The organism is Ralstonia sp. A12, assembly GCF_000801955.1.
GTDB lineage: Bacteria > Pseudomonadota > Gammaproteobacteria > Burkholderiales > Burkholderiaceae > Ralstonia.
In genome coordinates this window covers 518,339-532,156 of record NZ_JSZO01000001.1, presented here as the reverse complement: position 1 = coordinate 532,156, position 13,818 = coordinate 518,339, and the positions used below count along the sequence as shown (strand labels likewise).

The following is a 13,818-nucleotide window of genomic DNA, read 5'->3' as shown; positions in this document are numbered from 1 at the left end:
CACACTCGCTCGAAAATCAAGCGGTTGATGCGGCAATAAAAAAGCGCACCGTTTCGGGTGCGCTTCTCTGTACGTACGGAGGGGAGTCTGGAGAGACTTAGCCGCCGCGTCGCATCATGTCGAAGAACTCGGCGTTGTTCTTGGTCGACTTGAGCTTGTCGAGCAGGAATTCCATCGCTTCGACTTCGTCCATGTCGTGGATGAACTTACGCAGGATCCAGACCTTCTGCAGGATGTCCGGCTTGATCAGCAGTTCTTCGCGGCGTGTGCCCGACTTGTTCAGGTTGATGGCGGGGTAGACACGCTTCTCGGCCAAGCGGCGTTCCAGGTGCACTTCCATGTTGCCGGTGCCCTTGAACTCTTCGTAGATCACGTCGTCCATGCGGCTGCCGGTTTCGATCAGCGCCGTGCCGATGATGGTCAGCGAACCACCTTCTTCCAGGTTACGCGCGGCACCGAAGAAGCGCTTCGGGCGTTGCAACGCGTTGGCGTCAACACCACCGGTCAGCACCTTGCCCGAGGTCGGCACCACGGTGTTGTAAGCACGGGCCAGACGCGTGATCGAATCCAGCACGATCACCACGTCCTTCTTCAACTCGACCAGGCGCTTGGCCTTTTCGATGACCATTTCGGCCACCTGCACGTGACGCACGGCGGGTTCATCGAACGTCGATGCCACCACTTCGCCGCGCACGGTGCGCTGCATTTCGGTCACTTCTTCCGGGCGCTCGTCGATCAGCAGCACGAACAGCTCGGCTTCCGGGTGGTTGGTCGCGATGGCGTGCGCAATATGCTGCAGCATCACGGTCTTACCCGACTTGGGTGACGCCACCAGCAGCGCGCGCTGGCCGCGGCCGATCGGGGCAATCATGTCGATGATGCGGCCGGTGATGTTCTCTTCGGCCTTGATGTCGCGTTCGAGCGTGAGCGGCTTGTTCGGATGCAGCGGCGTCAGGTTCTCGAACATGATGCGGTTCTTGACCGCTTCAGGAGGCTGCGCGTTGACCTTGTCGACCTTCACCAGTGCGAAGTAGCGCTCGCCGTCCTTGGGCGTGCGGACTTCGCCTTCAATCGTGTCGCCGGTGTGCAGGTTGAAGCGGCGAATCTGCGACGGGCTGATGTAGATGTCGTCGGTGCTCGCCAGATACGAGGTTTCCGGCGAGCGCAGAAAACCGAAGCCGTCGGGCAGCACTTCCAGCGTGCCGTCGCCGAAAATCGTTTCCCCCTGTTTCGCCTTCTTTTTCAGGATGGCAAACATCAATTCCTGTTTGCGCATGCGCTGGGCGTTATCAATCTCCAGCTGTCCCGCCATTTCCAGCAATTGGGACACGTGCAGGGATTTCAGTTCTGTCAGATGCATAGACGAAAGAATGGGAAGGGCCCGAACGGGCAGCGAAACGAGAAACGGGGGGAGGGGGAAAAGGTCGAGCGAACGCTCGGGGAAACAGATTCGATGCAATCTTAGCACAACGCTGGCGGGCTTCCAGGCGGAAGATTGCCAGCGCGTGCTTTTGCGGCGGGATGCACTCCGCGCCGCGGTCGAATATCGACTTACAGGTGGCTATCCAGGAACGCGGTCAGTTGCGACTTGGACAGGGCGCCCACCTTCTGGGCGGCCACAGCGCCGTTCTTGAACAGGATCAGCGTCGGGATGCCGCGAATGCCGAACTTGGCCGGCACACCCTGGTTCTCATCAACGTTGATCTTGGCGATCTGCACCTTCTCGCCGTAGTCCTTGGAGACTTCGTCCAGGATCGGGGCGATCATCTTGCACGGACCGCACCATTCAGCCCAGAAATCGACGAGCACGGGTTTGTCGGACTTGAGCACATCGGCCTCGAAGGACGCGTCGCTCACATACTTGATCTGTTCGCTCATGGCGGGAACCTCTGTTATTTCGTAAAAGCTGGCGACGTGCGCCGAACCCATACATTACACGATTACGCGTGCCGGCGTGCATTACGGCCACTGCCAGTGCGGATGCTGCTGATATAGTACCGGCGCCCCCATTTTCAACCGTTGATTGTTGCTATCACGCTGATAGCCACGGCCGCAGTTCATCGCCCATTTCCCTCGCCGCATGCAGACGCTTGCCTTTGCGCCCGGCCCAGCATTTCTCTCCCGTGCCGCTGATGCGACGTGGCGCTTTCTGGACGCGCATGCGCAGTCGTCCGGCACCGGCACCGTTGTTGTACCGACTGCCGCACAGATCCCGGGTGTGCGCAGCGCCCTGCATGCCAGCGCCCAGGCGTGTGGCACGCCACGCCTGCTGCCGCGCATTCTGACGCTGGGCCACTGGCTGCTCGATCTGCCGCCCGAGCCGGGTTTGCCGGCGGCGCGCACGACGCTCTCGCGGCTGCTGGCTGTACAGCAAGCGCTCAAGACACAAGCATGGCTGCGCGAAGCGCTCGGTGCGCAGGACGATGCGGCGTTATGGGGCGTGGCGCAGGTAATGGTCACAGTGTCGGACGAGCTGTCGCAGCGATGGCTCACGCTGGATGCGGCTGACAGTGATGCGCAAGAGCGCCCCGACGCGCTGGAAGCTGCGTTGGCCGAGGCGCTGGAGCGCACCTACGCGCAGCTGTCCGAGCGCTTTCTCGGCACGGAGTCGCGCATCGTGCTGACGTTCTGGCGGTTGCTGTCGGGCGCGGCTGACCCGATTCCGGTGCGGCTGCATGCCATGCGGCGTCTGCTCGGTGAACTGCGCGGGCCGATTGTCTGGATGAGCCCGACCGACCCTGAAGCCGTTGATCTCGATTTCCTTCAACGTGCAGCCGAACACGTACCGGTGCTGACTATCGGCTACGACTGGAACGCGCCGGAAGTGGCGTCTGGCGCCAGCCCGGCCACGCATGCGGATTTCCGCGATCTGCTGCTGCATGCCTGGCCGGAGTGCGCCACGCCGGCGCAGGCTGCGCACGAGGATTCCGACGCCGCGCTTCCAGCGCCGGTCCTGCACATCGCCGGTGCGGCGCGTTTTGAGGATGAGGCGGCCTTTGCCGCGCACACGCTGGTCGATTGGTTGAATGCGGGGCGGCGTTCGCTGGCGCTGGTGGCGCAGGACCGCATCGTTGCGCGGCGCGTGCGGGCACTGCTGGCGCGCGTGAATGTGCCCGTGCGCGATGAAACCGGCTGGAAGCTTTCCACGACCCGCGCCGCCGCGGCGCTCATGCGCTGGGTGGACGTGGTGCAGGGCGACGGCGATACCGCCGCGCTGCTCGATCTCATCAAGAGTCCATTCTGTTTGCGCGATGCAGATGCCGGCACCGCGACGCCTGCGTGGATTGCCGAGCTGGAGCGCCGCATCCGCAGGCACAACGTATCAGGCGGATGGGGCCGGCTGCGTCGGCTGGTGGCGGATCGTCCTGCTGAGGAAGCTGACGGTGAGCCGCAAGTCAGCCGCCTGTCAGACCGCCTTGGCCTGCTGGCCGACGAAGCCGCGCTATGGCGCCGCGCCGGCAACGCTACGCTGGAGGCGTGGGTCACGCTGCTGGTCGGCACGCTGGATCGCCTGCACATGCGCACTGGCCTGCAGAACGATGATGCGGGTCGGCAGTTGCTCGACTGGGTCGACCGACTGCGGGTGTCCGTGCACGGCAGTACCGATGCGAGCGCGCGCTTCTCACTGACGGAATGGCGCGCATTGCTGTCGATGCTCCTCGAATCGGCTGTCTTCAGCGAACCAGCGCCGCCGGCGGATCGGCGCGTCGTCATCCTGCCGCTGAACGGTGCGCGCATGCGGCGTTTCGACGGTGTGGTGGTGGTCGGTTGCGATGATGCGCAGTTGCCGTCTGCGCAGCCGGAATGGCTGTTCTTCTCGAACGACGTGCGCCGCGAGCTGGGGTTGCCGGACCGCGCGCAGCGTTTCGCTCAGCAGGCGCGGGATTTGGCGGAGGTGCTGCTCAATCAGCCTGAAGTCGTGCTGACTTGGCAGCGGCACGGCGGGCGTGGTGAACCCAATCGCCTTTCGGGTTGGCTCGAGCGCCTGCAGCGGCGGCTGGCCGTGGCCGGCGTGCGTATCGATATGCCGGTCGTTCTGCCAAACCTGCAGACCCGCAGTCAGCCGACCGACATGCCTGCACCAGCAGCCCCCGCGCTGGTGCCGTCCACGCTCAGTGCCGCTGCCTACAACAGCCTGCGCCGTTGTCCGTACCAGTTCTTCGTCGGCCGCATGCTGCGGTTGGGCGAGTTGGAGGAGGTGTCCGACGAACTGGAGAAGCGCGACATCGGCGAGGTCCTGCACGCGATCCTGCACCGCTTTCATCGGCACCTGCTCGATACGCCAATGCACGATCCGGCGGATCGATTGGCGTTGCTACGGGCCATCACCGATGAGCAGTTCGGTCCGATGCTGGCGGAGGATGGCAACGCGCTGCGCTTCTATCGCCGCTGGCAAGGCGTGATGCCGTCGTATCTGGCGTGGCAGGCCGCGCGCGAGGCCGAGGGCTGGCACTTTGAGTCGGGCGAGGTCGATGTCGATACCTCGATCACGTTGCCGAATGAACGTCCGCTGCGCCTGCGAGGCCGTATTGACCGCATCGATGTGCATCGCGAGCACGGCGTGGCGGTGTTGGACTACAAGACGCAATCATCCATGGTGCTGGCGCGCCGCGCCAAGACACCGTTCGAGGATTGCCAGTTGCCGTTCTACGGTGTGCTTGATGCACGTGCTGATGCGGGCGGTTGGGTCTCGCTCGACGGCGAGGCGCGCGGAGACAAGCGCGACGTTGTTCTGCCGGATTTCACGCAGGTGGTCGACTGGCTGCTCGAACAGATGGAGAAGGACATGACCGCCTTGGCCGCCGGCGCGCCGCTGCCGGCGTTTGGCGATGAATCGGCATGCCGCTACTGCGCCGCGCGTGGCCTGTGCCGCAAGGGCTATTGGACCAAGGGTGCACAACGCGAGCCGGGGAGCGAAGCATGAGCGATCACGCCTACGAGCGGGATAGCGCTCCCGTCTCCCCCGAGGATTTCTCGCGCGCCGCGTGTGACCCGCTGCGTTCGGTGGTGGTGGAGGCCTGCGCGGGCAGCGGCAAGACGTGGCTGCTGGTCACCCGCATGCTGCGCTTGCTGCTGGCCGGCGCGGCGCCGTCTGACATCCTCGCCATCACCTTCACGCGCAAGGCCGCCGAAGAGATGCGGCAGCGCTTGCTGGACATCCTTGCGCAACTGGCGAGCGCGGATGACGAAGGCGTGGTGCATGAGCTGATCGCCCGCACAGTCGACGAGCGCGATGCCTCAGTGTTGATCGAGACAGCTCGCGGGTTGTATGCACGGGTGTTGGAATCGCCGCAGCGCATGGCGATCGATACGTTCCACGGTTGGTTTGGTTCGTTGCTGCGCGGGGCTCCGCTGTCGTCTGGCGTGCCGCAAGGGGCGTCGCTGCGTGAAGATGCTGGGCGGTTGCGCCGCGAAGCCTGGGCGCCGTTCTGGCGTGGCCTGCTTGCAGAAGATCAGGCCGAGCTGCGCGCTGTGTACGAGGCGCTTGCAGACCTGGTCGGCGATTTCCAGGCGGGCCGCTTGCTTGATGCCATGTTCCATCAGCGCAGCGATTGGTGGGCGTACAAGGCGCAGGCCGGCGAGCATCCGTTGCGCCCGCTTGATGACGTGCTTGGCGACGATGCGCATACCGATCCGCTGATCGAGGCGCTGCAAGACCAAGCCCTGCTGGCCAATATGCTGCGCCTATCCGGCTGGTTGGGGCAGGGCGGCGCCACCGAGGGCAAGCGCGCGACGCAGATTGAAATGGCAGTCACGTCTGCGCGTTCGATCGATGTGTCGAATGACTCTGCCCGTGCGCAGGCTTTCGACGGCTTGTTCAGCGCGTTCCACACGCAAGCCGGCAAGGCACGCGCCTGCAAGCCGACCAAGGCGCTCATCAAGGCCATCGGCGATGATCAGGCGCAAACCTTGGTTGCCCTGCACGCCACGGTATGTGAGGCACTGACCGTTTATCAGGCGCGTCGCCAGGAGATGCACGTGCGCGCCGTCAACGCGGCGCTGTTCACCCTCGGCGATGCGCTCATCGATCGCTATCAGGCCTATAAGCGCCAGGCGCGCGCAATGGACTTCACCGATCTGGAATGGGAAGCCGCCCGCCTGATGCAGGATGAAGACACGGCGGCCTACCTGCAGGTGCGGCTCGACGCGCGCTACAAGCATTTGTTGCTCGATGAGTTTCAGGATACGAACCCGATGCAGTGGCGCATCCTGCGAGGCTGGCTCGCAGGCTATGCGGGCACCGGTACGCAGCCGAGCGTGTTTCTGGTGGGCGATCCGAAGCAGTCGATCTATCGATTCCGCCGTGCTGATGCGCGCTTGTTTGAGGCGGCGCGCGAGATGCTCGTTGCGGACTTCAACGCCACCGTGCTGCGGACCAACCGGACACGCCGCAATGCGCCAGCTGTGCTGGAGTGGGTGAACGCGGTGTTCCTGCAGGCGCGTGCGCGCAACGACTATCCGATTTATGCGGAGCAAAGCACCGCTGTTGGTGCGCCTATTGGGCAGGCATTGCTGTTGCCGCTAGTGCCTGTGCCCGAAGCTGCGGAGGTCGATGAGACCACGCCGCGCGACACGCTCACCGAGCCACGCGAAGAAGCTGGCGATTCGCAGCGCTATGAAGAGGGCCGCCAAGTCGCCGCGTGCCTGCGCGCGTTGCATGCCGGAGAGCGTATCCGCGAGAACGGCGTCCAACGCCCTGTGCGCTGGAGCGATTTCCAACTGCTCGTCCGCCGCAAGCGCTATCTCGCCGACTACGAGCGCGCGCTGCGCGATGGCGGTGTGCCGTACCTGAGCCCCCGCAGAGGCGGTCTGCTGGCGACGCTCGAAGCGCTGGACTTGTGCGCACTGCTCGATTTCCTGATGACGCCGCAGGCGGATCTCTCGCTCGCGCACGTGCTGCGCAGCCCGATCTTTGCGGCAACTGACAATGATTTGATCCAGCTTGCGCAGTCCGCCGACGGCCCGTGGTGGGAACGCCTGACTGCGCTGGCACAGCAAGCCGAGACGGCCCCGACATTGCGCCAGGCACATCGCATGCTGTCACGCTGGCTGGCCGTGGCGCCCACGCTGCCCGTGCACGACCTGCTCGACCACATCGTGTACACCGGCGAACTCAAGCGCCGCTACGCTGAATGCGCACCCGCTGCCAATCGCGAACAGGTGCTCGCCAACCTCGATGCATTCCTCAAGCTCGCCCTCGATCTGGATGGTGGCCGCTATCCGAGTCTGCCCAAGTTCATGGCCGAACTGCGCGCCATCCGCCAGGGTGATGAAGACGAAAGCCCCGACGAGGGCGTGCAGAGCGATGCCGCGGACGCGCCAGACGCTATCGACGCTGAACTCGCAAGCGAAGGACTCGATGCCGCGCAGATCCTGACCGTGCATGCATCGAAGGGGCTGGAAGCGCCGTTCGTGGTGCTGCTCGACACGCACCACAGCGATACGCGTGCCGACAGCGCCGGCATTCTGATCGACTGGCCGCCCGGCGCTCCAGCGCCCACGCATTTCTCTGCCTTCGGCAAGACGGCGGAACGTGGCCGTGCACGCGACCCGCTGTTCAAGCAGGAAGACGACCTTGCCGAGCGCGAGAACTGGAACCTGCTGTACGTGGCAATGACGCGCGCACGGCAGGCGCTGATTGTTTCCGGCGTGGCCAACAAGCGCGACGCGTCAGCCGCCCAGGCGACTGATGAAGGCGATGTGCCGGACGTGGATGGCACCGCAAGCTGGTACACCTTGTTGGCGACGGCAGGCGTGGCCACGCCTGCGCCAATGCTTGAGGCCGCGGCCAACGCGGATGTCCTTGCGGCTGAGGCCGACGTTGTCTCGTATCACGACTTCCGCGCGCCGCTCACGGTGGCGGTGCGTGTCGGTAGCGCCATTGCACAGGCGGAAGGTGCCGCCGATCCTGTTTTCGATCAGGGCGCCGTCGCACAGGGCGAACTGCTGCATGCTGTACTGGAGCGTCTGACGCGCCGCGGCATGCCTGAACAGGCGCCGGACACTGCAACCATCGTGCGCTGGTTCGGCGCAACCGGTGTAACGGAAGCCGATGCCGCCCGCGCCGCCGAAGCCGTGCGCCGCATGCTGTCCGCTGACGCACTGATGCACGTGTTCGACCCCGCGCGCTTCGACGCGGCCCACAACGAGATCGAGCTGTTTAGCCCTGACGGCGCACTGCTGCGCATCGATCGCCTGATCGAGCGCGGCGACGACATCCTGGTGGTGGACTACAAGTTACGTCTCTTGCCGGTCGAGCGTGCAGCCTACGCTGACCAGTTGCGCGGCTACGTAGCTGCCGTCACGCCGATGTATCCAGGCCGCACAGTGCGTGCCGGTGTCGCAACCGCGCAGGGCGAGTGGATCGATCTGGAATCGCTCCCCAAGCCAGTACAGACGTCACATGACGACAGCCAAGGCGCGCTGTTCTGACGCGGGCGATATGACAAAAAAGGGGGAGGGGAATGCGGAAGGGAGATGAGAAGGGGGACGAGCCTGACCCTCGGCACTGGCGGAAAACGGCTGTGGCTGCTTCGTTCCCGACCTGACCAGGTTGACCGCGCCACCATGCGAGGAGGCCCGTCCGACCGGCATTGTAACCGACTCGCGCATCCCCACCTGAATATCCTTGCAATTCACTCGGCGCGCATCCTGTTCGAACCCTCGGAAAGCACGTCGGAAATCCACCTCGCTTTGCTACAATCCGCCGCATGAGTTATCAAGTGCTCGCCCGCAAGTGGCGCCCTCGCGATTTCACCACGCTGGTTGGTCAGGAACACGTGGTGCGCGCGCTTACGCATGCGCTCGAACAGCAGCGCCTGCATCACGCCTACCTGTTTACCGGGACGCGCGGTGTCGGCAAGACCACGCTGTCGCGCATCCTCGCCAAATCGCTCAACTGTGTCGGCGCAGACGGGCAGGGCGGCATTACCGCGCAGCCGTGCGGCGTGTGCCGCGCCTGCACCGAGATCGATGCCGGGCGCTTCGTCGATTACATCGAGATGGACGCCGCGTCCAACCGTGGTGTCGATGAGATGGCCCAGTTGCTCGATCGCGCGGTCTATGCGCCCACGGTCGGCCGCTTCAAGGTCTACATGATCGACGAAGTGCACATGCTGACCAACCACGCCTTCAACGCGATGCTGAAGACGCTGGAGGAGCCGCCCGAGCACGTCAAGTTCATCCTCGCGACCACCGACCCGCAGAAGATTCCGGTGACGGTGCTCTCGCGCTGTCTGCAGTTCAACCTTAAGCAGATGCCGCCGGGGCACATCGTGTCGCACCTGGAGCGCATCCTCGGCGAAGAGCACATCGCCCACGAAGCCAACGCGCTGCGCCTGCTGGCCGCTGCCGCACAGGGCTCGATGCGCGATGCGCTGTCACTCACGGACCAAGCCATCGCCTACAGCGCCGGCGAGGTGAGCGAAGCTGCCGTGCGCGGCATGCTCGGTGCGATTGACCAAAGTTACCTCGTGCGCCTGCTCGATGCGCTGGCCGACGAGAACGGTGCGGCGCTCGTCGAGATTGCAGACGAAATGGCCGGGCGCAGCCTGAGCTTCTCGGGGGCGTTGCAGGATCTGGCGTCGCTGCTGCAGAAGATTGCGCTGGCGCAGGTCGTGCCGGCCGCCGTGCAGGACGATTGGCCCGAAGCCGACGATGTGCGCCGCCTGGCTGCGCGCTTCGATGCGCAGTCGGTGCAACTGTTCTATCAGTTTGCCAATCTCGGCCGCAGCGAGCTGGCCCTGGCGCCGGACGAGTACGCCGGCTTCACGATGACGCTGCTGCGCATGCTGGCGTTCCAACCCGGTCAGTCGGGTGGGGATGCGACGCCGCCTTCGGGTGGTGGTGGCAAGCGGGCTGTGCCGTCGGCTCCGGCTGCATCGCCACGTCCGACCATGGCGGCGAGTGCGCCTGTGGCGGCGCCGGTTGTGCAGTCCGCGCGTGTGGCGCGTCCGGAGCCGGTGGTTGAGGCGCCGCGTGCAGCGTATCAAGTTACGCCGCCTGCTCCCGCGCCGGTCACGGTGGTGGCCGCGGCTGAAACGCCCGCAGCGCCGGTTGCGGCGCCCGTCAGTGCTCCGGCTCGCCGTTCACCGGCCATGGAGGCACTGGCCGCAGCTCGTCAAGCGTCGAACCGTGGTCGTGGTGGCGCTTCGGCACCTGCCGCTACACCGGCGGCCGTTCCTGCACCCGTTGCACGTCCTGCTGCTGCGGTTGGGCCGCGTCCGAACCCGGTGGCTGCACCTGCATCGCCACCGCCACGTCGTGAGCCGCCGGCTGCATCGGCAGCGTCAGCCGACGATGGCCCGCCGCCGTGGGATGAAATGCCCGGTGAATTTGCTTCGCCGTCGTTGGAAGAGATCGATGCCGCGTTCGCCGGCTGGGATTCGGCCTCGAGTGCACGCCCTGGCGCTTCTGCGTCGGCTGCATCTGCAGCGCGCTCCCCGCAGGTCGAGACGCCCGCTGCTGTGCCGGAACCGGTGCAAGCCAAGCCTGTCGCACCGGAGCCAATGGCTGCCGCTACGCCGCCCGACCTGAGTGCCAGCAGCCTCACCACGTTCGATGGCGACTGGCCCAAGCTGGCGGCTCGCCTGCCGATGCGCGGCCTGGCCCAGCAGCTTGCACACCAGAGCGAACTGGTGGCGGTGGAGGGCGTTACCGTGCGCCTGCGCGTGCCGCTGCCGGCACTGACTGAAGTCGGTGTCGTGGAGCGGCTGGAAGCTGCATTGACGGAACACTTCGGCACGCCTGTGCGGGTGGCGTGCGACATTGGCACAGCACGTGCGACAGCCGCGGCTGCCGATGCCGAATTGCGCGCCCAGCGCCAGCGTGACGCTGAAGACGCCATCGCTGCCAACCCGTTTGTACAGGCGTTGGTACGGGACTTTGCCGCGCAGGTCGTCCCGGGTTCCATCCAACCGCACGCGCACTAAAATCGCATTCCCAAACTGAACACCGGCGCGCCTAATCAAGCGGCGCGCCTCGTATGACCCATTGCAAGGAGCAACGACCATGATGAAAGGCCAGATCGCCGGGCTGATGAAGCAAGCCCAGCAGATGCAGGAAAACATGAAGAAGGCGCAGGAAGCGCTTGCCCTCATCGAGGTGGAAGGCGTGTCCGGCGCCGGCCTCGTGAAGGTGGTCATGACCTGCAAGAACGACGTGAAGCGCGTGTCGATCGATCCGAGCCTGCTGGCTGAAGGCGAAGACAAGGAGCTGCTGGAAGACCTCGTGGCCGCTGCGTTCAATGATGCCGTGCGCAAGGCCGAGGCCACCACTCAGGAGAAGATGGGCTCGCTCACCTCCGGTCTGGGCGGCATGGCGAGCATGCTGCCGCCGGGCTTCAAGCTGCCGTTCTAAGCTCAGGCTAGAGCCATCAGGATCGCGCCATGGTGCTGGAATCTGCGCTGCTGCACGTCAAGCCTGGCCAGGAAGCCGCCTTCGAGGCGGCTTTCGGCGAGGCCCGCCACATCATCGGCGCGATGCGGGGCTTTGTTTCGCTGACGCTGTCGCGCTGCGTGGAGAAGTCCAGCGACTACCTGCTGCTGGTGCAGTGGCAGACGCTGGAAGACCACACCATCGGCTTCCGGCAGTCGGCTGAATACCAACGCTGGCGTGCGCTGCTGCATCACTTCTACGATCCGATGCCGGAAGTGCTGCACCACACACTGATTGTGGAGCACGCATGACGCGCGGCGGCTCAGGTACGCCATCGGCGCTGCAGATGCTGGTCGAGGCCCTGCGCGTGCTGCCGGGCGTCGGTCCCAAGTCAGCGCAGCGCATGGCGTATTACCTGCTGCAGCATGATCGCGATGGGGCCGAACGCCTGGCGCAGGCGCTGAGCGAGGCCACCGAATCGATCCACCACTGCAGCCGCTGCAATACCTTTACCGAGCAGGAAGTCTGCGAAACCTGCCTGGATACGCGTCGTGATGCCTCTGTGCTGTGCGTGGTGGAAACGCCCGCCGATCAGATGATGATCGAGCAGACGCTCACGTATCGCGGACAGTATTTCGTGCTGATGGGGCGGCTCTCGCCGCTGGACAACATCGGCCCCAAGGAAATCCACCTCGAACGCCTGCTGGCCCGCGCGACCGACCCTGCGCTGGGCGGGCCGTGCACTGAGGTCATCCTCGCGACCAACTTCACCAGCGAAGGCGAGGCCACAGCGCACTACATCGGCGAGATGCTCAAGGCGCGCGGCATCAAGGCGACGCGTCTGGCGCGCGGCGTGCCGGTGGGCGGTGAGCTGGAGTATGTCGATGCGGGCACCATCGCCCGTGCCGTGCTGGACCGGCGTCAGCTCTGATACTTCGAAGCGCTGCTTAGAACTCGGCGTGGATGCGTACGCCACCGATGGACACCGGGCCGCGATCCCGGTTGTACGCGGGGTGGACGACGTACTGGTAGTTCAGGCCAAGCGTCAGGTGCTTGATGACGGCGACGTTGTAGTACAGCTCGGCGATGCGTTCGGTGCCGTAGTTCAGCGCGCCGTCGCCAATCAGCACGCCCATGCCGCCGGCCGCAAAGTACTGGCGCGCCGCGCCTGACAAGCCATTCACCACCACCGCTGCGCCGAACGTGTCGTTCGGTCGGCCCCAGCGCGTGCCCTTGAGCGAGAGCCCGGCCGATACCGATTGGTTGATGTCGGTGAATTCGAACGTTTCCTTGCTGCCGTCGTTCATGCTGGCACGAGCGAAGACGCCCAAGTCGTCGGTGACTTCCTGCTCCAGGTTCACCGCAATGCCGGGGCGCCAGGCGAGCCGCCGGACGAGGCCAGTGTCGGGCGTAGTACCGGTCTGCTGTGCCAGGTTCACTGCATCGCCGTAGCCGCCCATGCGGCCGCGCGTTGCAAAGGCGAGCAGCTTGACCTTGCCGGGGCGGCCGAACCAGCTTTGGCGCGCCTCGAATTCGCCCACCCATTGGTACTGCTTCCACGTCGTGTCGATCGTGACGCTGTTGGGCTCCTTCGACAGCGCGAAGAGGCCGCCGCGTAGCGTCCACCAGGACTGCGTCCATTCCACCGCGAGGCCGTGTGTGTAGCCCCAGGCGTCGGCAGCGTAGTCGAATGCGCCGGCGTCGACCACGGCCCAGTTCAGGAAATCGCCGCGCGGGTCGTGCGCATAGGTGTTCGTGTCGAAGATGTCGACCACCGAGAACTTGCCGACGGTGATGGTCAGGTTGTTGGCCGAATGGCTGCCGGCAAGCTGGTTGGGCCCCGACTCAACGGCTTGCTGTTCGCCGCCCAGGTCGATCACCTGCCGCAGGAAGAGACGGGGCAGCTTGTGATATGGAGCATTCTTGCCGACCTTGTACGCTTCTGCGCTGGAGAAGCCGGCCAAGCCTACGGTATTGCTCAGGCCGAAACCCTGGTCGATTTCCGGGTTGGCATACAACTCGGCCCCCTTCCACAGGCGCAGGCCGAGGTAGAGCGTGATGTCGGTCGTTTCCTTGTTGTTACTGTCGGCCGTCAGGCTGTTGGTACCGCTGTAGGGCGAGCGGAACGACGGGTGCCACTGCGTCACATTGGTGAACTGCCCGTGAATGTTCCACCGTTCCGGTTCAGGGATGTCCGTGTTGGGGGCTTCGGAAGCATCGGCGTCTGCTGCCAGGGCAATCCCTTGCAGGCCTAGAACCAGCATGGCGGCCATCAGAGCCTGCCGAGCGGTGCCGGCACGCCTGGCGCGGCGGAGAAAAGACCGAGATTCGAGGTGAAGAGACGACGATGGCATGGGCGCAACAGAGGGGGCAGCCGCTAGAATTCCAAGCTTGTGCGCTCGGAATAGGCAAAAACCCGGCGATAGTAAACGCCGCGTCGTG

9 protein-coding genes and 1 other RNA gene are annotated in these 13,818 nt (G+C 64.9%); 6 read left to right on the top strand and 4 right to left on the bottom strand.

What is annotated here, in order from left to right:
* Window positions 1–97: 97 nt before the first annotated feature.
* The gene (rho, locus tag PI87_RS02430; RefSeq protein ID WP_039596074.1) at window positions 98–1,360 is read right to left on the bottom strand and encodes a transcription termination factor Rho; all 1,263 of its coding nucleotides are present in this window, start codon (window positions 1,358–1,360) and stop codon (window positions 98–100) included.
* A gap of 191 nt (window positions 1,361–1,551) precedes the next feature.
* On the bottom strand, window positions 1,552–1,878 hold the full coding sequence (trxA, locus tag PI87_RS02425; protein ID WP_004626253.1) for a thioredoxin TrxA: 327 nt from the start codon (window positions 1,876–1,878) through the stop codon (window positions 1,552–1,554).
* Window positions 1,879–2,080: 202 nt separating this feature from the next.
* On the opposite strand from trxA, the gene PI87_RS02420 reads away from it, so the two are divergent.
* Window positions 2,081–4,924, top strand: a complete 2,844-nt coding sequence (locus tag PI87_RS02420; protein WP_039596073.1) for a PD-(D/E)XK nuclease family protein — start codon at window positions 2,081–2,083, stop codon at window positions 4,922–4,924.
* Entirely contained in the window at window positions 4,921–8,433 is a 3,513-nt protein-coding gene (locus tag PI87_RS02415; RefSeq protein ID WP_039596072.1) for a UvrD-helicase domain-containing protein, read from the top strand. The genes PI87_RS02420 and PI87_RS02415 overlap by 4 nt, the downstream gene beginning before the upstream one ends.
* A gap of 53 nt (window positions 8,434–8,486) precedes the next feature.
* Here the strand turns inward: PI87_RS02415 and ffs are convergent.
* Window positions 8,487–8,585, bottom strand: an RNA gene (gene ffs / locus PI87_RS28335) — signal recognition particle sRNA small type.
* Between the two features lie 126 nt (window positions 8,586–8,711).
* Here ffs and PI87_RS02410 point away from each other — a divergent pair.
* The 4 genes from PI87_RS02410 (at window position 8,712) to recR (ending at window position 12,307) form a co-directional block, all read left to right on the top strand.
* Window positions 8,712–10,931 carry a DNA polymerase III subunit gamma/tau gene (locus PI87_RS02410; protein WP_039596071.1) on the top strand — a complete coding sequence of 740 codons (2,220 nt, stop codon included), beginning with the start codon at window positions 8,712–8,714 and terminating at the stop codon, window positions 10,929–10,931.
* A 79-nt stretch (window positions 10,932–11,010) separates the two neighbouring features.
* A complete protein-coding gene (locus PI87_RS02405; protein WP_039596070.1) occupies window positions 11,011–11,358 on the top strand; it encodes a YbaB/EbfC family nucleoid-associated protein in 348 nt (115 codons plus the stop codon).
* A 29-nt stretch (window positions 11,359–11,387) separates the two neighbouring features.
* Window positions 11,388–11,687: an antibiotic biosynthesis monooxygenase family protein gene (locus tag PI87_RS02400; RefSeq protein ID WP_039596069.1), complete on the top strand. Its 300-nt coding sequence runs from the start codon at window positions 11,388–11,390 to the stop codon at window positions 11,685–11,687.
* A complete protein-coding gene (recR, locus tag PI87_RS02395) occupies window positions 11,684–12,307 on the top strand; it encodes a recombination mediator RecR (RefSeq protein WP_039596068.1) in 624 nt (207 codons plus the stop codon). Before PI87_RS02400 ends, recR begins: the two co-directional genes overlap by 4 nt.
* 16 nt (window positions 12,308–12,323) lie before the next feature.
* Here the strand turns inward: recR and PI87_RS02390 are convergent, their stop codons facing one another.
* Entirely contained in the window at window positions 12,324–13,730 is a 1,407-nt protein-coding gene (locus PI87_RS02390) for a carbohydrate porin (RefSeq protein ID WP_039596067.1), read from the bottom strand.
* Window positions 13,731–13,818 lie beyond the last annotated feature (88 nt).

Coding starts and splice junctions, on each gene's coding strand:
- PI87_RS02415 (WP_039596072.1), top strand. CDS start 4,921: ATGAGCGATCACGCCTACGAGCGGGATAGCGCTCCCGTCTCCCCCGAG.
- recR (WP_039596068.1), top strand. CDS start 11,684: ATGACGCGCGGCGGCTCAGGTACGCCATCGGCGCTGCAGATGCTGGTC.
- rho (WP_039596074.1), bottom strand. CDS start 1,360: ATGCATCTGACAGAACTGAAATCCCTGCACGTGTCCCAATTGCTGGAA.
- PI87_RS02410 (WP_039596071.1), top strand. CDS start 8,712: ATGAGTTATCAAGTGCTCGCCCGCAAGTGGCGCCCTCGCGATTTCACC.
- PI87_RS02390 (WP_039596067.1), bottom strand. CDS start 13,730: ATGCCATCGTCGTCTCTTCACCTCGAATCTCGGTCTTTTCTCCGCCGC.
- trxA (WP_004626253.1), bottom strand. CDS start 1,878: ATGAGCGAACAGATCAAGTATGTGAGCGACGCGTCCTTCGAGGCCGAT.
- PI87_RS02400 (WP_039596069.1), top strand. CDS start 11,388: ATGGTGCTGGAATCTGCGCTGCTGCACGTCAAGCCTGGCCAGGAAGCC.
- PI87_RS02405 (WP_039596070.1), top strand. CDS start 11,011: ATGATGAAAGGCCAGATCGCCGGGCTGATGAAGCAAGCCCAGCAGATG.
- PI87_RS02420 (WP_039596073.1), top strand. CDS start 2,081: ATGCAGACGCTTGCCTTTGCGCCCGGCCCAGCATTTCTCTCCCGTGCC.